General features: G+C 58.9%; 22 protein-coding genes. 11 read left to right on the top strand and 11 right to left on the bottom strand.

Annotated features, from left to right (window positions below; translation table 11 throughout):
• Window positions 1-11: 11 nt before the first annotated feature.
• Window positions 12-326: an SCP2 sterol-binding domain-containing protein gene (locus AC3WP7_RS26835; protein WP_071493079.1), complete on the bottom strand. Its 315-nt coding sequence runs from the start codon at window positions 324-326 to the stop codon at window positions 12-14.
• A 56-nt stretch (window positions 327-382) separates the two neighbouring features.
• Entirely contained in the window at window positions 383-1,093 is a 711-nt protein-coding gene (locus AC3WP7_RS26830) for a histidine phosphatase family protein (protein WP_102592758.1), read from the bottom strand.
• Window positions 1,094-1,288: 195 nt separating this feature from the next.
• On the opposite strand from AC3WP7_RS26830, the gene sohB reads away from it, so the two are divergent.
• A complete protein-coding gene (gene sohB, locus AC3WP7_RS26825) occupies window positions 1,289-2,314 on the top strand; it encodes a protease SohB (RefSeq protein ID WP_071488016.1) in 1,026 nt (341 codons plus the stop codon).
• Between the two features lie 6 nt (window positions 2,315-2,320).
• On the opposite strand, the gene AC3WP7_RS26820 is transcribed toward sohB, so the two are convergent.
• Window positions 2,321-3,856: an MFS transporter gene (locus AC3WP7_RS26820; RefSeq protein ID WP_102592759.1), complete on the bottom strand. Its 1,536-nt coding sequence runs from the start codon at window positions 3,854-3,856 to the stop codon at window positions 2,321-2,323.
• Between the two features lie 151 nt (window positions 3,857-4,007).
• On the opposite strand from AC3WP7_RS26820, the gene AC3WP7_RS26815 reads away from it, so the two are divergent.
• On the top strand, window positions 4,008-4,883 hold the full coding sequence (locus tag AC3WP7_RS26815; protein ID WP_093121249.1) for a LysR family transcriptional regulator: 876 nt from the start codon (window positions 4,008-4,010) through the stop codon (window positions 4,881-4,883).
• On the opposite strand, the gene AC3WP7_RS26810 is transcribed toward AC3WP7_RS26815, so the two are convergent.
• Entirely contained in the window at window positions 4,861-5,976 is a 1,116-nt protein-coding gene (locus AC3WP7_RS26810) for an MDR/zinc-dependent alcohol dehydrogenase-like family protein (protein WP_093530038.1), read from the bottom strand. The two genes, AC3WP7_RS26815 and AC3WP7_RS26810, sit on opposite strands and share 23 nt — an antisense overlap.
• A gap of 64 nt (window positions 5,977-6,040) precedes the next feature.
• The gene (locus AC3WP7_RS26805; protein ID WP_092244364.1) at window positions 6,041-7,048 is read right to left on the bottom strand and encodes a substrate-binding domain-containing protein; all 1,008 of its coding nucleotides are present in this window, start codon (window positions 7,046-7,048) and stop codon (window positions 6,041-6,043) included.
• A gap of 470 nt (window positions 7,049-7,518) precedes the next feature.
• Here AC3WP7_RS26805 and AC3WP7_RS26800 point away from each other — a divergent pair, with 470 nt between their 5' ends.
• Window positions 7,519-9,081 carry a TerC family protein gene (locus tag AC3WP7_RS26800; RefSeq protein WP_102592760.1) on the top strand — a complete coding sequence of 521 codons (1,563 nt, stop codon included), beginning with the start codon at window positions 7,519-7,521 and terminating at the stop codon, window positions 9,079-9,081.
• On the opposite strand, the gene AC3WP7_RS26795 is transcribed toward AC3WP7_RS26800, so the two are convergent.
• Both AC3WP7_RS26795 and AC3WP7_RS26790 read right to left on the bottom strand, forming a co-directional pair.
• Window positions 9,065-9,406 carry a thioredoxin domain-containing protein gene (locus tag AC3WP7_RS26795; protein WP_092244358.1) on the bottom strand — a complete coding sequence of 114 codons (342 nt, stop codon included), beginning with the start codon at window positions 9,404-9,406 and terminating at the stop codon, window positions 9,065-9,067. The genes AC3WP7_RS26800 and AC3WP7_RS26795 overlap by 17 nt on opposite strands.
• 65 nt (window positions 9,407-9,471) lie before the next feature.
• Entirely contained in the window at window positions 9,472-9,720 is a 249-nt protein-coding gene (locus tag AC3WP7_RS26790; protein WP_093513406.1) for a hypothetical protein, read from the bottom strand.
• 333 nt (window positions 9,721-10,053) lie between these two features.
• On the opposite strand from AC3WP7_RS26790, the gene AC3WP7_RS26785 reads away from it, so the two are divergent.
• The 8 genes from AC3WP7_RS26785 to AC3WP7_RS26750 all read left to right on the top strand — a co-directional run bounded on the left by AC3WP7_RS26785 (window position 10,054) and on the right by AC3WP7_RS26750 (window position 16,590).
• A complete protein-coding gene (locus AC3WP7_RS26785; protein ID WP_092244352.1) occupies window positions 10,054-10,902 on the top strand; it encodes a transporter substrate-binding protein in 849 nt (282 codons plus the stop codon).
• A 51-nt stretch (window positions 10,903-10,953) separates the two neighbouring features.
• On the top strand, window positions 10,954-11,616 hold the full coding sequence (locus AC3WP7_RS26780) for an amino acid ABC transporter permease (protein ID WP_025857547.1): 663 nt from the start codon (window positions 10,954-10,956) through the stop codon (window positions 11,614-11,616).
• Window positions 11,617-11,627: 11 nt separating this feature from the next.
• Window positions 11,628-12,290 (top strand): amino acid ABC transporter permease, encoded by a 663-nt coding sequence (locus tag AC3WP7_RS26775; protein ID WP_016976586.1) that lies wholly within the window; start codon window positions 11,628-11,630, stop codon window positions 12,288-12,290.
• Entirely contained in the window at window positions 12,287-13,069 is a 783-nt protein-coding gene (locus tag AC3WP7_RS26770) for an amino acid ABC transporter ATP-binding protein (protein ID WP_102592761.1), read from the top strand. The genes AC3WP7_RS26775 and AC3WP7_RS26770 overlap by 4 nt, the downstream gene beginning before the upstream one ends.
• Window positions 13,070-13,085: 16 nt before the next feature.
• The gene (locus AC3WP7_RS26765) at window positions 13,086-13,475 is read left to right on the top strand and encodes a RidA family protein (protein ID WP_010210958.1); all 390 of its coding nucleotides are present in this window, start codon (window positions 13,086-13,088) and stop codon (window positions 13,473-13,475) included.
• Window positions 13,476-13,581: 106 nt separating this feature from the next.
• The gene (locus AC3WP7_RS26760; RefSeq protein ID WP_058424172.1) at window positions 13,582-14,346 is read left to right on the top strand and encodes an IclR family transcriptional regulator; all 765 of its coding nucleotides are present in this window, start codon (window positions 13,582-13,584) and stop codon (window positions 14,344-14,346) included.
• A 9-nt stretch (window positions 14,347-14,355) separates the two neighbouring features.
• On the top strand, window positions 14,356-15,564 hold the full coding sequence (locus AC3WP7_RS26755; RefSeq protein WP_092244349.1) for an amino acid deaminase: 1,209 nt from the start codon (window positions 14,356-14,358) through the stop codon (window positions 15,562-15,564).
• Window positions 15,565-15,681: 117 nt separating this feature from the next.
• Window positions 15,682-16,590 (top strand): sugar kinase, encoded by a 909-nt coding sequence (locus AC3WP7_RS26750; protein WP_092244346.1) that lies wholly within the window; start codon window positions 15,682-15,684, stop codon window positions 16,588-16,590.
• Between the two features lie 177 nt (window positions 16,591-16,767).
• On the opposite strand, the gene AC3WP7_RS26745 is transcribed toward AC3WP7_RS26750, so the two are convergent.
• The 4 genes from AC3WP7_RS26745 to AC3WP7_RS26730 all read right to left on the bottom strand — a co-directional run bounded on the left by AC3WP7_RS26745 (window position 16,768) and on the right by AC3WP7_RS26730 (window position 25,565).
• Window positions 16,768-17,976 carry a glycosyltransferase gene (locus AC3WP7_RS26745; RefSeq protein ID WP_093121243.1) on the bottom strand — a complete coding sequence of 403 codons (1,209 nt, stop codon included), beginning with the start codon at window positions 17,974-17,976 and terminating at the stop codon, window positions 16,768-16,770.
• Window positions 17,970-22,640 carry a dermonecrotic toxin domain-containing protein gene (locus tag AC3WP7_RS26740; RefSeq protein WP_102592762.1) on the bottom strand — a complete coding sequence of 1,557 codons (4,671 nt, stop codon included), beginning with the start codon at window positions 22,638-22,640 and terminating at the stop codon, window positions 17,970-17,972. Before AC3WP7_RS26740 ends, AC3WP7_RS26745 begins: the two co-directional genes overlap by 7 nt.
• 110 nt (window positions 22,641-22,750) lie before the next feature.
• Complete coding sequence (locus tag AC3WP7_RS26735; protein WP_003174397.1) at window positions 22,751-23,026, bottom strand: peptidylprolyl isomerase; 276 nt, start codon at window positions 23,024-23,026, stop codon at window positions 22,751-22,753.
• 43 nt (window positions 23,027-23,069) lie between these two features.
• Window positions 23,070-25,565 (bottom strand): PAS domain-containing protein, encoded by a 2,496-nt coding sequence (locus AC3WP7_RS26730; RefSeq protein ID WP_071488002.1) that lies wholly within the window; start codon window positions 25,563-25,565, stop codon window positions 23,070-23,072.
• Between the last annotated feature and the right edge of the window lie 123 nt (window positions 25,566-25,688).

Raw genomic sequence — 25,688 nt, 5'->3', positions numbered from 1 at the left:
TTGCCGGTGAATCAGGAAGGGAACAGCTCGCTCAGCTTCATGGCCAGCATCATGTCGCCTTCGGTGCGCAGCTTGCCGCCCATGAAGGCCTGCATGCCGTCGGTCTCGCCGCTGACGATGCCTTTCATGGTTTCTGCGTCCATCACCAGGGTGACCTGGGCGTCCGGGTTTTCACCTTCCAGCAATTCACAGGTGTTGTTTTTCACGACCAGCGAGAAGTTCTGGGTGTCGTCGATGCGGAAACCGAACACCAGGTCCAGGCCGTCAGCGGCGGCTGGGTTGAATTTGGCTTTCATTGCTTCTACAGCTTTGGCTACGTCAGTCATGGTTTCGATCCTTTAGGGTAGAGTCCAGTGACCTTGGGGTCACGGTTGGCCGCAGTTCATCGGAACGTGATGAGCTGCGGCGCCTTCAACAGTTGCAAGTGGGTATGGCTGTTGAAGGAAGCCAGTGCCACCTCGCGACCGCGGAATTTCAGCTGGTTGAGCGAGGTGTTAACAATTTGCCAGTTCAGTTCGAAGGCTTGCGCGGCAGGCATTCGGGTGATCAGGTGGAGCAGGGCGGTGATGGTGCCGCCGGAGGTGAATACCGCGATCTTCTGCGTGTTGTCCGCCGCCTCAAGGATGCGTTGCAGGCCGCTTTGCACGCGTTCCACGAAGCCCAGCCAGCTTTCCAGTCCCGGTGGATCATAGGTGCCGGCCAGCCAGCGCTCGATGATCAGCGCGAAGATGCGCTGGAATTCGCTGCGGTTCTGCGCGGCATTGCGCAGGATCTCCAGGGCTTCGGGTTCGGTGGTGAGCAGGTCGGGAAGCAGGGCGCGGATGATTGCGTCGGCATCGAATTCGTTGAACGCGCAGTCGACTTCCAGCGCCGGCACCGGCAGACCGAGGGCGTGGTACTGATCGAAGGCGGCGCTGGCGGTGTGCTGCTGGCGGCGCAGGTCGCCGGCCACGCAGCGGTCGAACACCAGGCCCATGTCCGCCAGGTGGCGACCGAGCACTTGCGCCTGCTCCACGCCGACGGGCGACAGCACGTCATAGTCGTCTGCACCGAAGGAGGCCTGGCCATGTCGAATCAGATAGATGCTGCCCACGTCCGTTTTCCCGGTACGTTGAAAGTCTGGCGAGGTTATGAGGATGCCTGCGAGCTGTCAATGAAAAAACATACGCTTGTTTTAAAAGCTCGTTGGAGCCTGTAGTTGCTGGCGGTTTGATCACTGGCCCGAACGCGGTGCCGCCGGTATGCTGGGGCAATCCGCGCCCGGCGCACTGCACTTGTAAGGAGCAACATGGATTTTTTGGCCGAATATGCGAGCTTTCTGGCGAAGACCGTCACCCTGGTGGTCGCTATTCTGGTGGTATTGATCAGCTTCGCGGCGCTGCGCAGTAAAGGGCGCCGCAAATCCGCCGGCCAGTTGCAGGTCAGCAAGCTCAATGATTTCTATAAAGGCCTGCGCGAGCGCCTGGAGTCGAGCCTGCTCGACAAGGACCAGCTCAAGGCCTTGCGCAAGTCCGAAGGCAAGGCCGAAAAGAAGAAGGGCAAGCAGAAGGCCGAGGCCAAGCCACGGGTGTTCGTGCTGGACTTCGACGGTGACATCAAGGCCTCGGCCACCGAAAGCCTGCGCCACGAAATCACCGCCTTGTTGAGCCTGGCCACCCCGAAAGACGAAGTGGTGCTGCGCCTGGAAAGCGGAGGCGGCATGGTCCACAGCTACGGCCTGGCCTCGTCGCAACTGGCGCGTATCCGCCAGGCGGGCGTGCCGTTGACCGTGTGCATCGACAAGGTCGCGGCCAGCGGCGGCTACATGATGGCGTGCATCGGCGAGAAGATCATCAGCGCGCCGTTCGCCATCCTCGGCTCCATTGGCGTGGTGGCGCAGTTGCCGAACGTCAACCGCCTGCTGAAGAAGCACGACATCGACTTCGAAGTACTCACCGCCGGCGAGTACAAGCGCACGCTCACCGTGTTTGGCGAAAACACCGAGAAGGGCCGCGAGAAGTTCCAGGAAGACCTGGACATCACTCACCAGTTGTTCAAGAACTTCGTGTCGCGTTATCGCCCGCAGTTGGCAATCGATGAAGTCGCCACCGGAGAAGTGTGGCTGGGTGTTGCAGCCCTCGACAAGCAACTGGTCGATGAACTGCAAACCAGTGACGAATACCTGGCCACCAAGGCCAAGAGCGCCGAGGTGTTCCACCTGCACTATGCCGAGCGCAAGAGCCTGCAGGAGCGTGTGGGCCTGGCGGCCAGCGGTTCGGTGGACCGGGTCCTGTTGACCTGGTGGAACCGGTTGACCCAGCAGCGGTTCTGGTAAGGCTGATCAGCGGTGCGCAGGTTTTATTGAAGCCTGTTGCACCGCTGGGATTGGTTTGCTCATCAACATCCCCACCACCAACGCTCCGAGCAACCCCAACAACCCCGCCACCCACAACACCCCGCTGAAGCCACCCACAAAGGCCTGCCGTGCCAGCGGCTGTACCACCGCCCGTGCCGATTCCGGCAACAAGCCCATCGCCGCCGGCATATCCCCGGCCACCACGCGTGACGCAATCGCGTTTACCTGTGCCTGCCATTGCGCGCCAATGCTTGCACTCAACAGCTGTTCGCTATGACCGCTCAACAACGCCCCATACACCCCAATCGCCAACATGATCGCGCTGAAGCGCATGGTCGTGCTCATGCCCGACGCCATTCCCGCGCGGTCCCGTGGTACGCAGGCCATGATGTTTTTTTGCGTATCGCCATTGAGCAAGCCGGCACCGGCGCCCGTAACGGCAATCGCCAGGGCGAAGGGCAGGTAGTCGCCGACGTTCACTGCCCAGGCACTCAAGAGGTTGCCGCTGCCCACCAGGGTCAACCCGGCTGCCATCATCGTCGCCGGGGCAAAGCGTGCGGCCAGGCGTGCGCCGATGCGCGGACAGATCAGCATGGTCAGCGCAAACGGCAGCATGCCCAGGCCCGAGGCGATCGCGGAAAATCCCAGGCCGTTCTGCAGATAGAACGGTAGCAGCGTCATCATCACCTGGGCACAACCGGCATAGGCGAACATCCCCAACAGCGCACCGATAAAGCGTGGGTGGCGGAACAGTTGCAGGTCGACCATGGGCCGCCGTTGCACCCGTTCGACGAGTACAAACACGCCCAGCAAGACTGCGCCACCGATCAGGCGGGCGTAGGTCAACGGGTTGTCCCAACCGATGCGATTGGCTTCGATCAGGCCCCAGATCAGGCACAGCAGGCTGGCGCTGAACGCCAGGCTACCCCACGGATCGAGCCGAGCGGATTGGGTGTCGCGGGATTCCGGGATGGCGCGCAGGACCAGACTCATCAACATCAGCCCCACCGGCAGGTTGAGGTAGAAGATCCAGCGCCAGCCCAGGTACTGGGTGATCAGACCGCCCAAGGTCGGTGCGGCAGTCATCGCCACGCCCATGCACGCGCCCCAGAAGGCCCAGGCCTTGGCGCGCTGCACCTCGTCGTGGAAGGTATGGCCGATGGAGGCGAGGGCGGATGTGAGCAACAGCGCCGCGCCCACGCCTTTGACCGCGCGGGCGCTATCGAGGAGCAGCGCGGTGGATGCTGCCCCGCAACCCAATGACGCCAGGATGAAAATACTCAGGCCCCAGACCAGGGTTTTCTTGCGTCCGAACCGGTCGGCAATGCTCCCGGCCGGAAGCAATAGCGCGGCGAACGCCAGCATGTAGGCGCTGACCACCCATTCGATATCGGCGAAGTTCGCCCCTAGGTCGCGGGCGATACTCGGCAGGGTCACGGCGACGATATTGGTGTCGAGCACGATCAGCGAGCAGGCGCCGGACGCAGTCAGCAAGGTCAGGCGTGGGCTGACCCGGCTCATGATTGAATTACCTCAAAGGCAATAGGGGGGATACGGTTGACGGACATCGCAAGCGCTCTCTAGTGTTGTGGTTTGTCTCAGCATATCCGCGCTGCCCAGTGGCTTTATTAGCCAGGCCGACTCGTTTCATTACCTTTGAGCTAATCCAGAGATGGACATCCGTCATTTTCGCTATTTCCTGGCCGTTGCCCGTCAGCGCAATTTCACCCGCGCCGCCGAGCAGCTGGGGATCGCACCCCCGACCTTGAGTCGGCAGATCCAGGACATGGAAACCAGCCTGGGCACACGTCTGTTTGTTCGTCAGCAGCGCGAAGTCAGCCTGACCGAGGCCGGTGCCGCGCTGCTGATCGAAGCGGAGGCGACGGTGCGTCAGTTCGAGTTTGCCCAGCGCAATGCCCAGCGTGCCGGGCGTGGCGAGATCGGCCATCTGGAGTTGGGCTACGTGGCTTCCGCCGTGTATTCCGGCGTGTTGCAGCGGCAGATGCAGGGGTTCTGCCAGGCGTTTCCCGATGTCAGCGTGAACGTGCGTGAATGTGCCATGGCAATACTGCCGGGTGCCGTTGCGGACGGGCGCTGCGATATCGGCTATGTCCGTTCGCCGATGACCTTGCCGGACGGTGTGGAAGCAGTGCGCCTGGACAGTGAAGGTTTTGTGCTGGCGTTGCCGCAGGACTCATGGCTGTTGGGTTTGAAAGTCATCCACTGCGAGCATCTGCAAAACGAGACGTTTATCTTGCCGGAGCAGATCAGCGGCACGCTGCACGTCGCGGCCCAAGGTGGTTTTGCGCCGCGCCTGGGGCCGCAGCCGGGTGGGTTGGTGGCGGTCGTCGCGCTGGTGTCATTGGGGCAGGGCGTGGCGGTGGTGCCGGCGTCGGTGGTGGGGCATGTGAGCTTGCCGGGAGTGGTGTATCGCCCGATTCAGGGCAGCGAGGCGGCGTCCTGGTTGTCGTTGATCCACCGGCGCTTCGAGAAAGCGCCGGCAGTGGTGCGGTACATACAGTTGGTCAAGGCTCAAGCACTACCTTGAGGGACTTGTCGCCGCGCTCCATTACTGCGAACGCTTCCTTGAAGTCCGCCAGGGCGAACTTGTGGGTGACCACGTCGCGCATGTCGATCTTGCGGTTGCCGATAAAGTCGATGGCGCGCGGGTACATGTAAGGCCCCAGGTGCGAGCCGAGCACATCCAGTTCCTTGCGGTCGCCGATGATCGACCAGTCCACCGTGGCCTCGTCATTGAACACGCTGAACTCGACGAACCGCCCCAGCTTGCGCAGCATCGCCAGGCCCTGGTTCACGGCCTTGTGATGACCGGTGGCTTCGATGTAGATGTCGCAGCCGTAGCCATCGGTGATGTCGCGGATCTTCGCCAGTACGTCGACTTCGGCCGGGTTCCACACTTCGTCGGCGCCCATGCGCAGGGCGAGGGCGGCGCGTTCCGGTTTCATGTCCAGCACGATGAGTTTCTTCGGATTGCGCATGCGCACCGCACCAATGATGCCCAGGCCCAGGGTGCCGGCGCCGGCGACCACCACGACATCGTCGAAATCCACATTGGCGCGCTCGGCAGCATGCAGCGAGCAGGCCAGGGGTTCGATCAGGATCGCTTCATCCGGGGCGATGGAGTCCGGGACCTTATGGATGATGCCTTCCTTGGTGAAGATCATGTACTGGGCCATGGCGCCCTGCACGTTGTTCTGGAAGCCATACAGGTCGTGTTTCTGGCACATCCAGTACTGGCCGTGGTTGCAGAAGCGGCAGCCCCAGCACGGCACGATCTGCTCGGAAATGACCCGGTCGCCGATCTTCACGCCGCGCTTGTCCGCGCCGGGGCCCAGGGCGACCACGCGGCACACGAATTCATGGCCGGGGATCATCGGCGGTTTCACATAGCGTGGTTGCTCGGCGTCGCCCCAGAACGACGGCGCGCCGCGATAGGTCTTGATGTCGCCCATGCAGATCCCGCACAACTCGACCTTGGTGAGGATTTCCTCGGGGCCGGGGGTGGGCACGTCGACGGTTTCCAGCCGGTAGTCTTCCGGGCCATGGCAGACCACGGCCTGCATGGTTTTCGGGATGACGGGGTGCAGGTGTTCTTGCGGGCGTTCGGTGACGGTGGACATGGCAGGCCTCACAACAAAGATGAACGGATCGCTCCCATGCGGGGAGCGATCAACCGGCTACGGCTTACTTGGCGCCGCTGACTTGCTTGTACAGCGCATCGGCGTTGGCGTTGGTTACTGGCACCCAGGGCAGGATGTAGTTCTTCGCGGTGCCGTCAGCCCATTGCACATCCTTGGCATAGCGTTCCCAGATCACCGAGCGGGGCTTGTAGTCGCTGCCGGCCAGGGCGCGCAGGGCCACGTCCAGCGCACCCTGGGACTGGGCCTGGGCATCCTGCAGGAAGGTGGTGACTTCGTCTTTTTTCGCGGCCTGGATGGCATCCGGCATGCCGTCGATGGAGGTAACCGGTACATCCTTGGACGTCAGGCCGTGGGATTTCAGGGCCTGTACCGCGCCGAGGGCCATGTCGTCGTTCTGCGCGATGACGCCGTTGATGCCTTTGGGGTGGGCGTTCAGCCAGTCCTCCGTCAGCGCCATGGCCTGGGCGCGGTCCCAGTTGGCGGTTTTTTTCTCGATGATCTTGATGTCCGGGTGCTTGCCCAGCACTTCCAGCTCGCCTTTTTCCCGGTCGATCTGTGCCGACTGGCCAATGGGGCCCTGGATGATCACTACATTGCCCTTGCCGTTGAGTTTGTCGACCATGGCCTGGGCCTGCAGGCGGCCGCCCTCTACATCGTCGTTACCCACGTAGGGGACGGCGGCATCGGCAACTTTCGTATTGGAGGCGATGACCACCACGTCGTTACTCATGGCCTGCTTCACGGTGCCGACGCCAGCCTTGGTGTCGATGGGCACGAAGAGGATGGCGTCGTAGTGCTGGGTCACCATGTTTTCGATCTGGTTGTTCTGAGTCAGCGCGTCGTAGTTGCCGTCGAATACGGTCAATTGCACGGTGCCGTCTTTCACGGCGGGGTGCTCCTTGAGTTCGCGTACCCAGTTCTGCATGAATTGGCCCTTGAGGCCGTAGACCGCGGCGCCGACCTTGTAGGTCTTGCCGTCGGCGGCCAGGGCGATGCTGCTGGCGAGGAGGGAGAGGGCCGCAGCGGCGGCGAAGGTCGTAGCAAGTTTCATGATGAGCACCCCATTTATTGTTGTAGTCAGTCGTTCATTCATTGCCTTGTGCTGATCATATGTTTATCAAATGAAAATCTGATCAGTCAAATGCTTTCGTATAAAACGCAGAAATAGGCTGATTTATTGGTTTTTAGGGCTTTGTACCAACGATAAGTAGGTATTTATGCTGATAATAATTTCATTTAATGATCAAATGATCGTGCTGGTTTCGAAGGTTTTACAGATCTTGTAATAGTTTTGGGTTGTGGGGATTTTCCCTTTCGACTGTACGATTCAAGTCCTTTTGTCATTGCAGGATTTGCATGAACACCCTCTCGGAGCCTCCCAGTCGTCTTTCCCCAAGACATCCTCTGTCGTTGTTCCCGCTGAAGCACCCCGTATTCCGACTGCTAACCTTTTACCGGTCTACTGACCGCACTCTGCCGTGCCCGGCATTCTGAAAATCGATGACTGAAGAGACTCAATAAATGGAATGGTTAGCGGATCCAACGGCCTGGCTCGGCCTGTTGACCTTGATTGTGCTGGAACTGGTACTGGGCATCGACAACCTGGTGTTTATCGCGATCCTGGCGGACAAGCTGCCGCCGGAGCAGCGTGACCGTGCGCGCTTGATCGGCCTGTCCCTGGCGTTGCTGATGCGCCTGGGCCTGTTGGCGAGTATTTCCTGGTTGGTGACCCTCACCCAGCCGTTGTTTGAGGTGTTCGACAAGAGCTTCTCCGGCCGCGACCTGATCATGCTGTTTGGTGGTGTGTTCCTGCTGTTCAAGGCCACCATGGAATTGCATGAGCGCCTCGAGGGGCATGTGGCCCAGCGCACAGGCAATGTGGCCTACGCGATGTTCTGGCCGATCGTGGCACAGATCGTGGTGCTCGACGCGGTGTTCTCCCTGGATGCGGTGATTACCGCCGTGGGCATGGTGGACGAACTGGCGGTGATGATGATCGCGGTGATCGTGTCCATCGGCCTGATGATCGTGGCGAGCAAGCCGCTGACACGCTTCGTCAACGCGCACCCGACGGTGATCATGCTGTGCCTGGGCTTCCTGATGATGATCGGTTTCGCCCTGACCGCCGAAGGCCTGGGGTTCCATATTCCCAAGGGTTACCTGTACGCCGCCATCGGCTTCTCGATCCTGATCGAAGTGTTCAACCAGATTGCCCGTTCACGCCGCAAGAAGTCGGCGCAAGGCGTGTTGCCGGTGCGCGAACGTACCGCCCACGCGGTGATGCGCTTGCTCGGCGGTCGCAGCCTGGCGGTGGAAGAGGTGGGTGAAGAGGTGGCCGACCTGCTCGGCGAGCCGGATGCCACCCAGGGCCCGCTGTTTGATCGACGTGAGCGCGTGATGATCAGCGGCGTGCTGCAACTGGCCGAGCGACCGATCCGCACGCTGATGACGCCGAGAGCCAAGGTCGACTGCATTGATCTGGCGGACGACCCCGACAGTATCCGCCTGAAACTGATGCACTCGTCCTATTCGCGACTGCCGTTGATCCGCAATGGCGCCGTCGATGAGCCGCTGGGCTTCGTGCACAAGAAGGAGTTGCTCAAGGAGTACCTGGCCGGCAACGAGCCGAACCTGGAGCACCTGGCGCGTCGGGCGATCAACTTGCTCGAGAGTTTTTCGATCCTCAATGCGCTGGAGCAGATGCGCCAGGAATCCACGCACATTGCGTTCGTCATCAACGAATTCGGTGACTTTATGGGCGTGTTGAGCATGACCGACATTCTCGAGTCCATTGCCGGTGAGTTGCCGGATGCCAGTGAAATCGAGGGGCCGGATATCGTCGAGGAAGGCGATGGCTTTCGCGCTAATGGTGCCTTGAACCTCAACCTGGTCCGCCAGCGTACCGGTTTCAAGGCGACGGCGACCGAGGACTACCAGACCCTGGCCGGTCTGGTCATGAGCCTGCTCGACCGCCTGCCAGTGGTGGGCGATAGCCTGGAACATGAGGGCTGGCGCATGACGGTGGCGGCGGTGGAAGAGCGGCGGGTGACGCAGGTTTGCCTGGTGCCTATGCACCAGGCGTAACGGCGGGTAGTTGGCTGTATTGCTCGAAGGCGCTTCGCAGCGCTTGCTCGCCAAGGCCGGGAAGGGCTTCGAGCAGTACCTGATTGCGGTAGATCAACAGCATCGGGATACGGTCGACCCTTGGGTGTGGAGGCGTGTCCATACAATCAAGAATCAAGATTTTGACCTGCTCCTTGTAGTGCTCGCTGATGCGCATGAAACGCGGCATCGCATCAGTGCAAGCCGTGCATTCATGTGACATGAAAACCACAAATACGGGTTGTGGGGTATTCAGTTCGCGCTCAAACGCAGCTTTGTCTGCAATCACGGCATTCACATAGCTCATCGATATTTCCCTCCAGGCCTGGCTCACGCTAAGCCGGGGGGGCGTCAGTCGTCTACTGTCAACCTTCACAGGTCCCGGTCACGCTCCAAGCGTTCGCGGGCTTTGCGCGCCTGGCTTGCGCATTTCTTGTATTCCAGATTGTCCCTTGAGGCCTTCGCCTGACGGTAGCCGTGGTGGTTCTGGCTTGTGTAATTGGTGCTCAGGGCTTCGTTGAGCTTGCGCAGTTCGGCCTTGCATTCGCGTCGGTCGTTGCTGGCCGAAGCGCTGCCGGCCACCAGAAAGGACAGCAAAACCAGGGTGAGGCGGAAGGTCATCGGGGTGGAGTCCTTGTCGGAATGAATGTGCCAAGGCTAGCCCAGCGCGGGGATTTTTCCACGCAACAGCCGCACCGCAACGGTGCGTGGTAATACTGCTGTAGCGCACGCAAGTGTGGCCTGTCACCGCCGTGTGGGGCCTTGGGTAGCAAAGAGATTTCAAGTGCTGGCTTAACGCCTGGTTACGGATCTTCATTTATCTATCTGATCTAAAACAGATTTATTCATGCCGTGTTTTTCTGTTACCGCGTGTGGCACACTTTCTGCTGTCTATTCCGTTGTTACATACTAAGTTCCGGTATAGCGGAATACACAACTCCTGGAGTGCTTGTCATGCATCACCGACCTTCCGTATTCAAAGCGTGTGTTTTTCTCTTCGCCGCATCGGCTTCCCTCGCAAGCCAAGCGCAAGCGGCGGACAGCAAGCTCGATGATGTGCTCAAGCGTGGGCATCTGATCGTGGGTACAGGCAGTACCAATGCGCCGTGGCACTTCCAGGGAGCGGATGGCAAGTTGCAGGGTTTTGATATCGACATCGGCCGCATCGTGGCCAAAGGCTTGTTCAACGACCCGAGCAAGGTCGAGTTCGTGGTGCAGTCCTCTGATGCGCGGATTCCCAACCTGCTGACCGACAAGGTCGACATGAGTTGCCAGTTCATCACCGTCACCGCCAGCCGCGCGCAGCAGGTGGCCTTCACCCTGCCGTACTACCGCGAAGGCGTGGGCCTGCTGCTGCCCAACAACAGCAAGTACAAAGAGATCGAAGACCTGCAGGCCGCCGGCGACAGCGTCACCGTAGCGGTGCTGCAAAACGTCTACGCCGAAGAGCTGGTGCACCAGGCCCTGCCCAAAGCCAAGGTCGACCAGTACGACAGCGTCGACCTGATGTACCAGGCGGTGAACTCCGGTCGCGCCGATGCCGCCGCCACCGACCAGTCCTCGGTCAAGTACCTGATGGTGCAGAACCCAGGTCGTTACCGCAGCCCGGCTTACGCCTGGAGCCCGCAAACCTATGCGTGCGCCGTCAAGCGTGGCGATCAGGACTGGCTGAACTTCGTCAACACCGCGCTGCATGAAGCCATGACCGGCGTGGAGTTCCCCACCTACAAGGCCTCGTTCAAGCAATGGTTCGGCGTGGACCTGCCGGAACCTGCGATCGGCTTCCCGGTTGAGTTCAAGTAAATCGAAAACCTGGGGCGTCGCTGACGGCGCCCCAATCAGGTACTGCTGACCATGAACTATCAGTTGAACTTTGCCGCCGTGTGGCGCGACTTCCCCAGCTTGCTGGCGGGGCTCGGCTTGGGCCTCGAGCTGGCGCTGCTGTCGATCGCGATCGGCTGCGTGATCGGCCTGATGATGGCATTTGCCATGCTGTCGAAACACAAGGCACTGCGCGTGCTGGCCTCGGTGTATGTGACGGTGATCCGCAATACGCCGATCCTCGTGCTGATCCTGCTGATCTACTTCGCCTTGCCCAGTCTGGGCATCCGCCTGGACAAGATCCCGTCGTTCATCATCACCTTGTCGTTGTACGCCGGGGCTTATCTGACCGAAGTATTCCGCGCCGGGCTGCTGAATATTCCCAAGGGCTTGCGTGAAGCCGGGCTGGCCATCGGTCTGGGCGAGTGGCGTATCCGTGCCTACATCACCGTGCCGGTGATGCTGCGCAATGTGTTGCCCGCGCTGTCGAACAACTTCATTTCGCTGTTCAAGGACACCTCGCTCGCCGCCGCCATCGCGGTGCCGGAGCTGACCTATTACGCCCGCAAGATCAACGTCGAGAGCTACCGGGTGATTGAAACCTGGCTGGTCACGACCGCGCTCTACGTGGCCGCCTGTTACCTCATTGCCATGCTGCTCCGTTACCTGGAACAGCGTCTGGCGATCCGTCGTTAAGGAAGGTTTCCATGTACGAATCCCCCAGCTGGCTGCATGAGTTGTGGATCGCCCGGGATACCCTCTGGGCGGGTTTTCAGGCCAGTGTTTATGTGTCCGCATTGGCGATTATCTTTGGCACCCTGATCGGCATAGTCGCCGGGTTGATCCTGACCTACGGCAAATTCTGGATGCGTGCGCCGTTCCGGCTGTACGTCGACCTGATCCGGGGCACGCCGGTGTTTGTGCTGGTATTGGCGTGCTTCTACATGCTGCCGGCGCTCGGTTGGCAGATCACCGCGTTCCAGGCCGGTGCGGTCGGGTTGACGCTGTTCTGCGGTTCCCACGTCTCGGAAATCGTGCGCGGTGCGCTGCAAGCCATTCCCCGTGGGCAACTGGAAGCGGGCAAGGCGATTGGCCTGACGTTCTATCAGTCCCTGGGTTATGTGTTGCTGCCCCAGGCGCTGCGCCAGATCCTGCCGACCTGGGTCAACTCCTCCACGGAAATCGTCAAGGCCTCGACGCTGCTCTCGGTGATCGGCGTGGCCGAGTTGCTGTTGAGCACTCAGCAAGTGATCGCACGCACCTTCATGACCCTGGAGTTTTACCTGTTCGCAGGCTTTATGTTCTTTGTCATCAACTACGCCATCGAGTTATTCGGGCGCTACATTGAAAAGCGGGTGGCCTTGCCATGAACCAACCTCAAACCAACCCACCACTGCTGAACATTAGCGGCCTGCGCAAGCAGTACGGCCAGGTGGAAGTGCTCAAGGGCGTCGACCTGTCGATGCAGCGCGGTAACGTGGTGACCCTGATCGGCTCCAGCGGCTCGGGCAAGACCACTCTGTTGCGCTGCGTCAACCTGCTGGAAGAGTTCCAGGGCGGGCAGATCACCCTGGATGGCGAGTCCATCGGCTACAGCGAAGTTGCCGGCAAGCGGGTGCGTCACCCCGAGCGCGTGATTGCCCAGCATCGTGCCATGACCGGCATGGCATTCCAGCAGTTCAACCTGTTCCCGCATTTGACGGCGTTGCAAAACGTCACCCTGGGCTTATTGAAAGTTAAGAAAATGCCTAAGGACGAGGCGGTGGCGCTCGCGGAAAAATGGTTGGATCGTGTAGGACTTCTGGAGCGTCGTAACCACTTTCCCGGCCAGTTGTCGGGCGGCCAGCAACAACGTGTGGCGATTGCCCGCGCGATTGCCATGAACCCCAGCCTGATGCTGTTCGACGAAGTCACCTCGGCCCTCGACCCGGAGCTGGTGGGCGAAGTCCTCAGCGTGATCAAGGGCCTGGCGGAAGAGGGCATGACCATGTTGCTGGTCACCCACGAAATGCGCTTTGCCTATGAAGTCTCGGACAAGATCGTGTTTATGAACCAGGGCCGCATTGAAGAGCAGGGCACCTCGAAGGACATCTTCGAGCACCCGCAATCGCCGCGCCTGGCGGAATTTCTCAAGAACATTCGTTTTTAATCAGGAGCCTGTTGTTATGAGCATTACTCGTTATGGTGCCGGCAGTACTGCCGGCGGCGGCCAACCCCGTCCTTTCGCCCGCGCCGTGGAAGCGGACGGTTGGTTGTACGTCTCGGGCCAGGTGCCTGCGGTGGATGGCGAAATCATCACTGGCGGCATCATTGAGCAAACCCGGCAGACCATGCGCAACGTGGTGGCGATCCTCGAAGAGGCTGGCTACGAATTGAAAGATGTGGTGCGCGTGGGGGTATGGCTGGAGGACCCGCGGGACTTCTGGAGTTTCAACAAAGTCTTCGGCGAATACTTCACCCCGGAACACGCCCCGGCGCGGGCCTGTGTGCAGGCGAACATGATGGTCGACTGCAAGGTGGAGATCGATTGCGTGGCCTACAAGAAAAAGGGCTAAATGCCCCATTCTTGAAACCACGGAAAATCCAATGTGGGAGAGGGCAAGCCCCCTCCCACAAGGATCTGCGCAGATCACAGCATTTTTACAGGAATCGAAGGCTGCCATGACCGAAGACACCATCAAACGCCGCGCCAAAGGCCTGGACCGGGCATTCGATATCCTCGATTTTCTCAAGGAAATCGGCCAGCCCCTGCGTCCGAATGATATTGCCAGCGGCATCGGCAGCCCCAAATCCACCGTCTACGAATTGGTCGCGTCACTGCTGGAGCGACGCATCCTGGAAACAGTGGGCAAGGACGGTCACGTCTACCTCGGCCGCCAGCTGTATTTCCTGGGCCAGGCACACCTGCGGCATTTCGACCTGACCCGCGAGGCCGACCACGCCTTGCAGGAGATCGTCAGCCAGACCCACGAAACCGCGCAGATGTGCCTGCTGAACGGGCGCAAGTACACGGTGGCGCTGATGCGCGAGGGCGAGCGGCATTTTCGTATTTCTTCGGACATCGGCGAAAACGCGCCGATCCCCTGGACCGCTTCCGGGCGCCTGTTGCTGGGGCACTTGAGCGACCAGCAGATCGTCGACCTGATCGATCACGATGACTTTATCCTGCCGGATGGCCAGCGCTTGCCGCTGGATACCTTCCTGGCACAAATCCGTCAGGCCACCCTCGATGGTTTCTTTTCCTTCGACAGTGTGGCCGACACCTTTACCCATTGCTTTGCCGCCCCGGTGCGGGACGCGCAAGGCATCAGCATTGCGACCCTCTGCATCGTCGCCCCGCGCGCCGATGCGATCAAAAATTACAACGACTATCGCCGGGTGTTGATCGAAAGTGCCAACAACCTGGCCCGTCGCATCAACGAATAGGAGCATTTTATGTCTGCCATCAATGCCGTTGAAAAAGGCGCCGCCGCCGTCGGTGCCCATCTGGTCCGCGACGTCAGCCTGCCGGCCCTGGTGCTGCACCGCGAGGCGCTGGAACACAACATCCGCTGGATGCAGGACTTTGTCAGCAAGAGCGGCGCGCAGCTCGCGCCCCACGGCAAGACCAGCATGATGCCGGCGCTGTTCCAGCGTCAGATCGAGGCAGGCGCCTGGGGCATTACCCTGGCCAACGCCGTGCAGACCCGCGCCGCGTATGCCGGTGGCGTGCGCCGCGTGCTGATGGCCAACCAACTGGTGGGCGCGCCGAACATGGCATTGATCGCTGACCTGCTGGCCGACAAGGACTTCGACTTCCACTGCATGGTCGATCACCCGGACAACGTCGCCGACCTGGGGCTGTTCTTCGCCGCCCGTGGCCTGCGCCTGAACGTGATGATCGAGTACGGCGTGGTCGGCGGCCGTTGCGGTTGCCGCAGCGAGCAGGAAGTGCGCGAACTGGCCAAGGCAATCAAGGCCCAGCCGGCCCTGGCCCTTACCGGTATTGAAGGCTATGAGGGCGTGATCCACGGCGAGCACGCCATCAGTGGTATCCGCGATTTCGCCGCGAGCCTGGTGCGCCTGGCGGTGGATTTGCAGAACAACGGCTCTTTCGACCTGCCCAAGCCCATCATCACCGCGTCGGGCTCGGCCTGGTACGACCTGATCGCCGAGTCGTTCGAAGAACAGAACGCCGCCGGCCGCTTCCTCAGTGTGCTGCGCCCCGGCAGCTACGTGGCCCATGACCATGGCATCTACAAAGAAGCGCAATGCTGCGTGCTCGACCGCCGCAGCGACCTCGATGAAGGCCTGCACCCGGCCCTGGAAGTCTGGGCGCATGTGCAGTCGTTGCCCGAGCCGGGCTTTGCGGTGATCGCCCTGGGCAAGCGCGACGTGGCCTATGATGCCGGCCTGCCGGTGCCGCTCAAGCGTTACAAGGCCGGTATCCTGCCAGCGGAAGGCGATGATGTGAGCGCGTGCAAGGTGACGGCGGTGATGGACCAGCATGCGTTCATGACGGTGGCGCCGGGGGTTGAACTGCGTATTGGTGACATCATTTCCTTTGGCACTTCGCACCCGTGCCTGACCTTCGACAAGTGGCAGGTCGGTTGCCTGGTGGATGAGCAGTTGCAGGTGATTGAGTCTCTGCCTACCTGCTTCTAGACCGCGTCGATCCCATCGGGGGCAAGCCCCCTCCCACAGTTTGATGTGTGAACCCATTCCAATGTGGGAGGGGGCTTGCCCCCGATGAGGCCATCAGTCACTCCCGAGACAATCGCTATGAGCACCCAACCCCGCATCGCCCTGATCGGCGAATGCATGATCGAACTGCAACACCGTGCCGACGGTAGCCTGCACCAGAGCTTCGGCGGCGACACCCTGAACGCGGCGGTGTACCTGCGCCGCGAGTTGGGCGATACCGGCGGTGTCGACTACGTCACTGCCCTGGGCGATGACAGCTTCAGCGATGCCATGTGCCGGCAATGGACTGACGAAGGGTTGGGGGTGGGCATGGTCCAGCGCCTGCCCGGACGTCTGCCGGGTTTGTACTGCATCCAGACCGATGCCAACGGCGAGCGCAAATTCTTGTATTGGCGCAACGAAGCCGCCGTGCGCGACTGCTTCACCACGCCGGCAGCCGAGCCGATCCTGGCCGCGCTGCCGGGCTATGACGTGGTGTATTTCAGCGGTATCACCCTGGCCGTGCTGGGTGAAATCGGCCGCGAACGCTTGCTGCAAACCCTGATCGAAACCCGTCGGCGCGGGGGCAAGGTGGTGTTCGACAACAACTACCGGCCGCGACTGTGGACGAGTGTCGAGGCGGCGCGTGCTGCGTATGGGCGTGTCCTGGCCGAAGTGGATATTGCCTTGCTCACCGAGGATGACGAGCGTGCCCTGTTTGGCTATCCCGACAGCGAGCAGGTGTTGACGGCGTATCCGGATATTAAAGAGGTGGTGCTCAAGCGTGGCGCGGATGCGTGCCTGATACGCTGCAACGGCGAGCGCTTTTGCGTGCCGGCGATCAAGGTGGAAAAGGTGGTGGACACGACAGCGGCGGGGGATTCGTTCAGTGCGGCGTACCTGGCCGGGCGGCTCAAGGGAAGCTCGCCGGAGCAGGCTGCATTGGCTGGGCATCGGTTGGCCAGTCGGGTTATCCAGGTGCCGGGGGCGCTGATTCCCCGGGGGTGAATGGTCGCCTGCGGCGGATCGGGGGCAAGCCCCCTCCCACAGTTTGATTTGTGAACCTATTCAAATGTGGGAGGGGGCTTGCCCCCGGTAGCGGTCTGCAGCCAACCCATCAATCCCGGTAAAACACCTGCACCAGGTGCTACCCGAACTTGCTCTTGATCGGCCCGTGAACTCGTTTCACGTTGTGATCCAGGAGTGCTCTACGCCTATTACCACACGGGCTCTTTCGAAAAAGGGGAAGTAATGGTCCGTCACCTTGGATAATTTATGAAAGTAAGCGGTGTCAACTACACCAGGGTTAATCTTGGTGCCATGGCTGCGGGAGCGCTGGACCAGTACGCCGTAATAATCCGGTCGTTCACGTGCTAGTACATCGTTGAATACTTGCGGACCGGTCAATTGAAAAAGCTCGGCTGAGTAGGTTTTTAAGGCTTCGTAGGTTGAATCGTATTTGCCAGTAAAGTGCGGTCTGGGTTTGATAAAGAAATCCTTATGCTTGTCGCACCGGCTGAGCATCTCTTCCGTTACCTTGACCAATACCGGGTTATTGGCGTGAGTGGCGAAAATACTGGAGTTGTAACCATAAAAGTCTGCATGGGGCGCATTGATGAAAGTGCCTAGTAATACATCATTGCTCGCCGCCATGAACACTTGCTCGCTTATCTTCGTTGTGAAGCAGTCATCCATGTCCATGTAGATGCCTCCGTAATGATTGGCGAGCGGGTAGCGTAATATGTCAGACGCTGCCGAGTAGTTGGTTGTGGTGCCTGTGGAGATATTCAGGTAGTGCTTATAGATGGCGTGTTTTTTGAAATCTTCAAAAAACACGGTGCCGTTCAACGGAGCAATCGTCAACGTGGGTACGGCGTTTTTCAGTATCTGTGTAAGGGGAATCAATAAGTCATCACTCACATCGGTATGGACGATGACCTTATAACCCGCTGTGTGCGCGGCGTTACGGGTAAGCGCGTCAATGAGGTTCTGACTGGGAAGTAAAGTACCTATCCATATTTTATGAATTTCTCGCGGAATCGGTTGTGTATCCGTGGGCAACACGGGATAGCCAGGAAGCTCCACGTTTCTGAATTCAGTGGGCTGGGGCAACTTGTGCCTGATGGCTTGCCAGTCTTCCAACGTTCCGCGGTCCCAGTAACCCTCATGGGTGAGCCATACAGCTTGGGTGAGGAGTTCGCCGTCAATGGTATCAGGGTGTGTCATCCAGACGCCATGCTGCACGTCGTACCAGATACTCATCGGCGCGCCCTCCGCATCAAGAACAGATAGATGATGCTCAAACTTAACCACCGGAACTCTTGAGGTATGAAGGGGCGCCAAGGGTTGTAGGGCGCTGACAGGAGGGGTGCAGTGATGTTCAGGGTTCAACATTGTATCTCCCACCTGTTTCGAGTGTGATCGAACTTGACGCGAGGGCCGATGTGAGTGTCGTTGTAAAGTTGATAGTCGTCAGTGCCGTGCAGTTTTCTCACAGCGAAGATGTTACCCTGAAGATAAATATAGGTTTTCCCTTCTTTTACGTACATTGAGTTGACGGCTGTTATCTCTGATACGTCGACAGCACGAGCGTGTAATTTGAATTGTTGTTGGATATTGAGTTTGTTGTCGCCGGTGCGGGTGTCAGGTTTGAAGAACTGCGCGCGGCCTTGCGCAGTGGGTACAGCGGAGAGGGGGCGGTACTCAAGTGCTGGAAGATGCCTGTGTGCAAGCGTTTTGAACAGTGTTGGCCCCTGCGACATTTCGGCGCGTGTAAATCTAAGTAAAAACTTGATGGCCAGCATGCCTTTGTGACTGTATTGAAATAACAGTGCAATGGCGCCGAAGGGATTAGCCGCACCTAGAGACCGCAGGAGTACATTGGGTAAAGAACTTTGTAACGGTTGGATCGCCTTGGCTGCTGTTAAGGCTACCTTTGAAAAATTCGTTGACTTAGAAAGAATGATGACCCGACCAAGGCGCGTGGAAATACTAAGGGCCTTGATGCCAAGTCCGACAAACGGCAGTAACAGGCTGAACATTTCAAGGGCCGTGGTAATGATAGTACCCAGTGTTACTTTTCCGGCCTTGATGTCCTGATAAAGCGCATATCCAGGCAGTACAAAGCGCGCCATGAGTTGCGCGCGTGCAAACAGTCGCTCTTTATGGGTCTCGTACGGCGTAGGACTCTTCAAATAGGGGTAGGCAAGGTCCATGATGTTGCCGAATACAGCGTTCACCATTTTTTTGCACAAGTATTGGATCTTTTGTGCTCTGGACATTCCCTGTGTCTGCCGTCGGACGGTGTAGAAGCTGACCATTAAGTACGGCGTACTTTCTTTCTGATCTGGGGCACCTCTGAGGTAAGCCCCTTCATTCAAGGGAGAGATATACAGATACGGCAACTCATGCCACAGAGCATCCTGTGTGGGGGGAGAAGACGTCACGTGGATGCGGGTAGCGCGTTTAGCAGAGAGAGGTAGCGCTCGGACAGTTCCTGAAGGGCAAAATATTTCATAGGCGTACTGGATGTCCTCGTTCTCTTTATAAAGGGCGATGAGCCCAAAGCGGCTTTCCTCCCAGTTACCCTGACTGTTTTCAAACGATACCTTTATGTATTTGTAAGCGTTAAGTATCCGCTCCCGGTCCAATTGCGGTGTGCCGTGCAGCGCGAGTGCCAGGCGGTCAACCATGGCGCTTAGAAAGTTGTCCTTGTAGATGGAAAATTGTTGGTCAAACCGCGCTTGTAACTCGCAAGCGCCGTGTGGGTAGGGTTTTACCCCAATCTCTTGTTCTGTAAACCCCACACCGGACACACAGGACATGTACTTTTCCAGAAGGGTCATACGCATTCGGCGTCCAATATGCCGGTCTGCCGCGACGGAGGGGTGAACATGGAAGTACTTCTTGAGCTCGGCTTCTGTGAACGCGATGATCTGTTCCGCATCCACACCAGGATTGGCTTTTTTGAATGCGCTGCTTGCCATGCTTTTACGTTGAGGTGGTACTTGCGCCAGATGAGTAAAGGTTTGTGCCTCGAGGGCCTCTTGTTCGCTGACATAGGCGACAGCCTTGAGGCTATCGGCATGGGTGACCCAGGCAATTTCGGTTTCGGGAATGACTCCCTGGCACATGGCAAAGTGCAGACTGGGCAGCTGCTTTAAAAGAGCAACAGCGGTTTTCTTATCATCGCTCAACCCCGCGTAATGAGCATTCGAGTAGGCGGTGACTATTTCCACGTAGCTCAGGCCTTGGCTAGAGCATGGCTGTTCAGCTTCCAGGCATGCAACCGCATGACGCCAGTGAAGACTGTCCAGGGTTTGCCCGTACAGCAGGGTGGCTGGCACTTGGGTCACTAATAATTCCGGTGCATAACGAGCGCAGAGCAGTGTGAAGACGAACCGCTGGGTTTGGCGGTCTACGTTTTTCGGGAGGCGTTGTTTGAGATGCGCTCGAAGCGTCTCGCGAACCTGGCTTACCGGAGATTCCCCTAGCTCGACGCTGTGCAAGTTCAAACCACAAATGTAGCCGGGCTTTTGTTCGGTGGGTGGGTAGAGATAATCGGTTATAACCGAGATGGCGAGCGCCCTAAATGATGTCTGCGCGTCATTGCGGCCTGGTGCAATGATTTTTCCAAGGGCTTTGCCCAGTCTGTGCAAGCCTGGAAGATCCAGCAGCAACTCATGATATAGCGAATAGTTACGTGGCTGTGCTGGTGAGATCATGTGCTCAGGGTCGTAGTCCGCCAATAACGACAGATTGAGGTAAGACGCTAATGCCGTTAGATCAATCTGGTCAGGTGTTGCTTTGATTTCACTGCACAAAATGGAAACGAGCGCGGGAGATTGGTCCTGTGCGAGGGTCAGCTCTCGTGCGGAGTAGTAGGGGTGAACGCCCTCGCTGGGTAATTGCTTCATGCCCAGTAACCTGAGGCCCACGCTTTCGAGTCGTAAGCCTAGGCGATCGCTGGGGGCGTTGCTCGCATAGAGCTGCATGAAGTAATAGAAGTTGTGCCGAAGACTGCCGGGGTGCTGCCAACTGAAAATCTGGCGTTCATCGCGGTAGGCGCAGATGCGTTGCAGGGCAAGAAAGCGAAGAGAGAGGGGAACAGGTGTCTCGGCAGAGAAATAACTGACGACATGGCTCATGACACCTTTGAGAGTGTTACCCACTTTGTCGGTGTTCAAAGTGCCTATCATCAGCGCTCTGCATTTAGTGTCATTGAACGCAAGCTTATTGAGTGCCGAGAGGTCCAGTATGGGTGAGTCCAGATCTTTGCTGTAGATATCCTGCGCGCGCGCAGTGGAAGTCAGTACTAACGCATCAGAAAGCGTTTTGCCGGGCAACTGTTCAAGCATGCTTGTCTGGCGGTGGTTTATCCAGCGCGCGTGCTGTTTGGTCAAGTGTTGGGCCAGTGATGGATTTAGTGCGTTGCAAAATGCTTCGAGCCCGGCAGGCAACGTATCATTTTTTATCGCGGTGAAGTCGTGCAGGAAATTTTCCGCCTGCTGGACGAGTAAACCCTCCACAAGTTCGTCAACGACGTAAGCTGCTGTGAGCATTTTTTTCAAACCCAGTCGAGCGGGTTGTGTTGAGCAAAAATCAACGATGTTCAGAGCGCTTTTTTTGCTCAAATGGTCCAGTAATAGCGGTCGACTGTTGCTATCAGCCATCTGGGAAAGCAGGCGCTTCTCGAATGCTTCCCAGCTTTCGTACTCCACCGCGCCTGTGTTCAGGGCGAACGCCACAAGGCGGTTTTGCTTTGAGGCTGATGCCTGCTGTTCGATCAGGAATGTGCCGCTGATGGGAAATGCCTTACCGCTGAAAAGATCTACGAACGCACAGGTGTAGGTGCTGATTGCAGGGGGCAGTGCTTGAGCGGAAGATTGGCTGAGTATCTGATTGATCTGCGTATGGCTGTCGTGCGTCAGGGTACTGTCCGCCAGCCCGATACGGGCTGTGGTTTCGATAGCGTGCTTGAGATGGTTGCGCCAGATCGTCTTGGCCCCCTTTTCAGAGGTCACGGGCGCCCAATAGTTTATGACATCCTGCTGGTACAACTTGGGGAGCCTGTCGAGGCGATCCAGAAAGTCATCCAATGTGCCGATATCAACGGAGATGAAAGGATGTAGATTGAATTGACTGTGGTTGATCGGCGAGTGCTTCAATAAATCTTGGGCAGTTACCAGGGCGGGATGATCTTCTCTGGTGATGCTCGTGTCCTCATAAACCGATATCTGCAATGAGGTCCACCGGGTGTCCGTTTGCTGATGAGGCCTGACACCTGTGCGAAGGTAGTCTGCTACCAACGACGCGATGGGTTTTGTATAGATGATCAGTCGATCGGTGGCAGGTGGCTTACGGTCTTTGGATGGGACATCGACATAGCCATGGACGATCGCAGCGTAAAAAGTCGAGTGTGTCGTGGCACTGAAGGATTTGCTGATGAACGTGGTGATTTCCCGCTGCAAGTTGTGCGATAAGCGCGGTTGGCGTTTCAGAATGTCGAGCGGATCGTGACGATGGAGTGTGAGCGCATTGAGCTCCAGTTTCTGAAAGGCGCGCAGTTGATAGATATCGATAATATTCGCGATCAACGCAAGGGAATCCTGGTCCAGAGGGTAAGCTGAATTCCTTGAAGTCTCGCTGTTAGTTAATGCGCTGATGAATTCATCCTTGAAACACTGCCGTGCTGTGCGGTCAAGAATCGCGGTGGGATAGAGCAGCGCTGGAAGCTCTCCGCGCCAGAGGGCTTCTGAGAGTTTGTAGAGACATTCCAGGGTCAGCGAAAACGTTAACTTCTCGATGGGAATTGTCACTGCGGTGGAAATCAGGGTTTGAAAAGGCGGAAATCTGCACAGGCCAGGCAGCGCGTGTTCGTCGCCGAAATCAAGGGTTTTGAAGAAGACGTGGGCACGCAGGGCGATAACATGGGAACGTGTGAGCAGGCGCTGAAAAAACTGGCGTGCCTGATCGCTGGGCAGGTCCGCCACATTTGGAATATGTAACGCGTAGAGCAAACTTGGAATGCTGAGTTGTTGTATTTTGGCGGTGTCCACATCCGGCCTCCCTGGTCCTGGTATAGCGATCAAGGTAGGCTGTGTGGAAAGTCACCCGGCAGTATTTATATCTCGTCCAGGTCGACGACGAGCGATACAAATAGAGCCGGTTAATCCCGGTAAAACACCTGCACCAGGTGATACCCGAACTTGCTCTTGATCGGCCCGTGAACCACCTTCACCGGTTTCTTGAAGATCACCGCATCAATCGCCCCCACCATCTGCCCGGGCCGCACTTCGCCCAGGTCGCCGCCACGTTTGCCCGAGGGGCAAGTGGAGTACTTCTTGGCCAGCACATCAAACGCCTCGCCCTTGGCGATGCGCTGTTTGAGCTGTTCGGCTTCTTCGCTGGTTTTCACCAGGATATGACGGGCTTGGGCTTTCATTGATCTCTACCAGGTGTGCGTCGGCGCGCGATTATGCCTGAACTCATTCGTCGGCGTTGATCATGCTGCGGATTTTTGTCGCCAGCAGGTCGATGGAAAACGGCTTGGCCACCATGTCCATGCCGTCTTCGAGGAAGCCCTGGCGCTCGGCGGCTTTTTCCGCGTAACCGGTCATGAACAGTACCTTCAACCCCGGCCGGTGCTGGCGGGCGATTTCCGCAAGCTGCCGGCCATTCATGCCCGGCAGGCCGACGTCAGTCACCAGCAGATCCACACGCAGATCCGATTCCAGCAGCGGCAGTGCAGCCCGGGCGTCGCCCGCCTGGTGCGCCGTGTAGCCCAGTTCGTCGAGCACATTGACCACCAGCATGCGCACTGCCGGGTCATCTTCGACCACGACCACGGCTTCACCGGCCAGGGCTACCGGGGCTTCACCGAGGCTGGCAGGCAGGTCGCTTTCCAGGGAGGTGCCATGCAGGCGCGGCAGATACAGGCGCACGCAGGTGCCCTGGCCCGGCGCGCTCTGGATCGTCACATGCCCGCCGGACTGCTGGGCAAAGCCGTAGATCATCGACAGCCCCAGGCCTGTGCCCTGGCCGATGGGTTTGGTGGTGAAGAACGGGTCGAACGCCTTGGCCAGAATCTTCGGCGCCATGCCGGTGCCGTTATCGCACACGCCAAGCATCACGTAGTCGCCGGCCTTGACCGGTTCCAGGGTAGTGATGTCGGTGCCGTCCAGGTAACTGTTGGCGGTTTCGATCAGCAGTTCACCGCCGTCGGGCATCGCGTCGCGGGCGTTGATCACCAGATTGAGCAGGGCGTTTTCCAGTTGGCTGGCGTCGGTGTTCACCGGCCAGATGTCATGGCCGAGCTGCACCTTGAGGCTGATGTGCGCGCCCTTGGTGCGGCGGAACAACTCTTCCAGGGACGCCACCAACTGGTTCGGGTCCAGCGGGCGACGGTCCAGGGACTGGCGCCGCGAGAACGCCAGCAAGCGGTGGGTGAGGGCGGCCGCACGGTGGGCGGAGGATACGGCGGCATCGGTAAAACGGCCGATCTCGTCACTGCGCCCGGCAGCGATGTAGCGCTGCATCAGGTCCAGGCTGCCGATGATGCCGGTGAGCATATTGTTGAAGTCGTGGGCGATACCGCCGGTGAGCTGGCCCACCGCTTCCATCTTCTGGGCGTGGCGCAGCGCATCTTCGGCGCGTTCGCGTTCGAACATTTCGTTTTGCAGGCGCTGGTTGGCCTCGGCCAGCGCCTGGGTGCGCTGGGCCACGCGTTCCTCGAGGTTTTCATTGAGGTGGCGCAGGGCTTCTTCGGTGAGCTTGCGTTCGGTTTCATCGATCACAAAGATGTAGAAACCCTTCACCGAACCGTCATTGCTGAAGCGTGGCAGGTACTTCATCAGGGCGTGGCGTGGTCGACCGTCCTGGTGTGGCGTGATGGTCATGAAGCTGCAGGCTTTGCCCTTGAGTGCGGCCTCGATCTTGTCTACACGCCCGGCATACACCTCGTCGCCGAGCACTTCGCGGATGGTCTTGCCGTACAGCTCCTGGGGCGTCATGCCGTACCAGTCCAGGTAAGCGCTGTTGTTCAGGCGGAACCGCTGCTCGTGGTCGACATAACCGATCAACACCGGCATGGCGTTGATGATCAGCTGCAACTCGCTCTGGCTTTGGCGCAAGGCCTGCTCGGTGTGTTTGCGCTCGGTCAGGTCCAGCGCAGCACCCAGGAAACGCGCGGGGCGGCCTTGATGATCCTTGTAGCAGCGCCCGCGGGCGAATACCCAGCGCACTTGGCCATCGGCTTGCAGCAGGCGGTATTCCTCGGCGTACTCGGTGCCGAAGGTGATGCAGTGCTTGATGCTGCGCGCCACCATGCCACGGTCTTCCGGGTGCACGCCTTGCAGGTAGTCGCTGATCGGCAAACGGCTTGCATCGTCGGGATCGACACCATGCAGGTAGGCGAAGTGCGTGTCAGCGATAAAACGGTCTTCGCCGATATCCCAGTCCCAGGTGCCGACCGCGTCGGTGGCCGCCAATGCCAGTTGCAGGCGCTGTTCGGTGTTGTGCTGGGCCTTGCGCCGTTCATTGGTTTCGATGGCGGTGACCAGGATGCCGGCAACGCTGCCGCTTTCATCGCGGACCGGGCTGTAGGTGAGGTCCAGCCAGATTTCAGTATCGCGATTGTGGCGTTGCAGTACGAAGCGCTGCTCGCTGAAGGTACGCACCTGGCCGCTGAGCACGGCGTCGTAGATCGGCCCGGTAAAGCCTTCCAGCTCCGGCCAGGTCTGGTGCGCCGGCTGGCCCATGGCCCCAGGGTGTTTATTGCCCGCGAGTTGGGCGAACCCGTCGTTGTAGAGCTGCGTGAGCTGGTTGCCCCACAGCAGGAGCATCGGCATCGGCGAGTGCACCACGATATCGACCGCCGTGCGCAGGCTTTGCGGCCAATCACCGGCCTCACCGAGAGGGCTTTGCGCCCAGTCCAGCCGCGCAATCAATGCGGCGGCTTCGCTGCCGGTGGATGTTCCAATCATGAAAAAGCCCTGAGCGTAACGCTTTGAAAAATGACAACACCCATTATCCCGTCAGACGGCAATGAGTGACTACCCCCGAAAAATAGCATGCATTGGGGGTTTGTCTTCAAATGAGTGCGTCAG

It is taken from the genome of Pseudomonas sp. FW305-3-2-15-C-LB1 (genome assembly GCF_058787615.1).
This window is presented reverse-complemented; position numbering and strand designations above follow the sequence as displayed.

Bases quoted from the DNA above. Each gene is read 5' to 3' on its own strand.
- AC3WP7_RS26835 (WP_071493079.1), bottom strand. From the start codon at position 326: ATGACTGACGTAGCCAAAGCTGTAGAAGCAATGAAAGCCAAATTCAAC.
- sohB (WP_071488016.1), top strand. From the start codon at position 1,289: ATGGATTTTTTGGCCGAATATGCGAGCTTTCTGGCGAAGACCGTCACC.
- AC3WP7_RS26820 (WP_102592759.1), bottom strand. From the start codon at position 3,856: ATGAGCCGGGTCAGCCCACGCCTGACCTTGCTGACTGCGTCCGGCGCC.
- AC3WP7_RS26815 (WP_093121249.1), top strand. From the start codon at position 4,008: ATGGACATCCGTCATTTTCGCTATTTCCTGGCCGTTGCCCGTCAGCGC.
- AC3WP7_RS26810 (WP_093530038.1), bottom strand. From the start codon at position 5,976: ATGTCCACCGTCACCGAACGCCCGCAAGAACACCTGCACCCCGTCATC.
- AC3WP7_RS26805 (WP_092244364.1), bottom strand. From the start codon at position 7,048: ATGAAACTTGCTACGACCTTCGCCGCCGCTGCGGCCCTCTCCCTCCTC.
- AC3WP7_RS26800 (WP_102592760.1), top strand. From the start codon at position 7,519: ATGGAATGGTTAGCGGATCCAACGGCCTGGCTCGGCCTGTTGACCTTG.
- AC3WP7_RS26795 (WP_092244358.1), bottom strand. From the start codon at position 9,406: ATGAGCTATGTGAATGCCGTGATTGCAGACAAAGCTGCGTTTGAGCGC.
- AC3WP7_RS26790 (WP_093513406.1), bottom strand. From the start codon at position 9,720: ATGACCTTCCGCCTCACCCTGGTTTTGCTGTCCTTTCTGGTGGCCGGC.
- AC3WP7_RS26785 (WP_092244352.1), top strand. From the start codon at position 10,054: ATGCATCACCGACCTTCCGTATTCAAAGCGTGTGTTTTTCTCTTCGCC.
- AC3WP7_RS26780 (WP_025857547.1), top strand. From the start codon at position 10,954: ATGAACTATCAGTTGAACTTTGCCGCCGTGTGGCGCGACTTCCCCAGC.
- AC3WP7_RS26775 (WP_016976586.1), top strand. From the start codon at position 11,628: ATGTACGAATCCCCCAGCTGGCTGCATGAGTTGTGGATCGCCCGGGAT.
- AC3WP7_RS26770 (WP_102592761.1), top strand. From the start codon at position 12,287: ATGAACCAACCTCAAACCAACCCACCACTGCTGAACATTAGCGGCCTG.
- AC3WP7_RS26765 (WP_010210958.1), top strand. From the start codon at position 13,086: ATGAGCATTACTCGTTATGGTGCCGGCAGTACTGCCGGCGGCGGCCAA.
- AC3WP7_RS26760 (WP_058424172.1), top strand. From the start codon at position 13,582: ATGACCGAAGACACCATCAAACGCCGCGCCAAAGGCCTGGACCGGGCA.
- AC3WP7_RS26755 (WP_092244349.1), top strand. From the start codon at position 14,356: ATGTCTGCCATCAATGCCGTTGAAAAAGGCGCCGCCGCCGTCGGTGCC.
- AC3WP7_RS26750 (WP_092244346.1), top strand. From the start codon at position 15,682: ATGAGCACCCAACCCCGCATCGCCCTGATCGGCGAATGCATGATCGAA.
- AC3WP7_RS26745 (WP_093121243.1), bottom strand. From the start codon at position 17,976: ATGTTGAACCCTGAACATCACTGCACCCCTCCTGTCAGCGCCCTACAA.
- AC3WP7_RS26735 (WP_003174397.1), bottom strand. From the start codon at position 23,026: ATGAAAGCCCAAGCCCGTCATATCCTGGTGAAAACCAGCGAAGAAGCC.
- AC3WP7_RS26730 (WP_071488002.1), bottom strand. From the start codon at position 25,565: ATGATTGGAACATCCACCGGCAGCGAAGCCGCCGCATTGATTGCGCGG.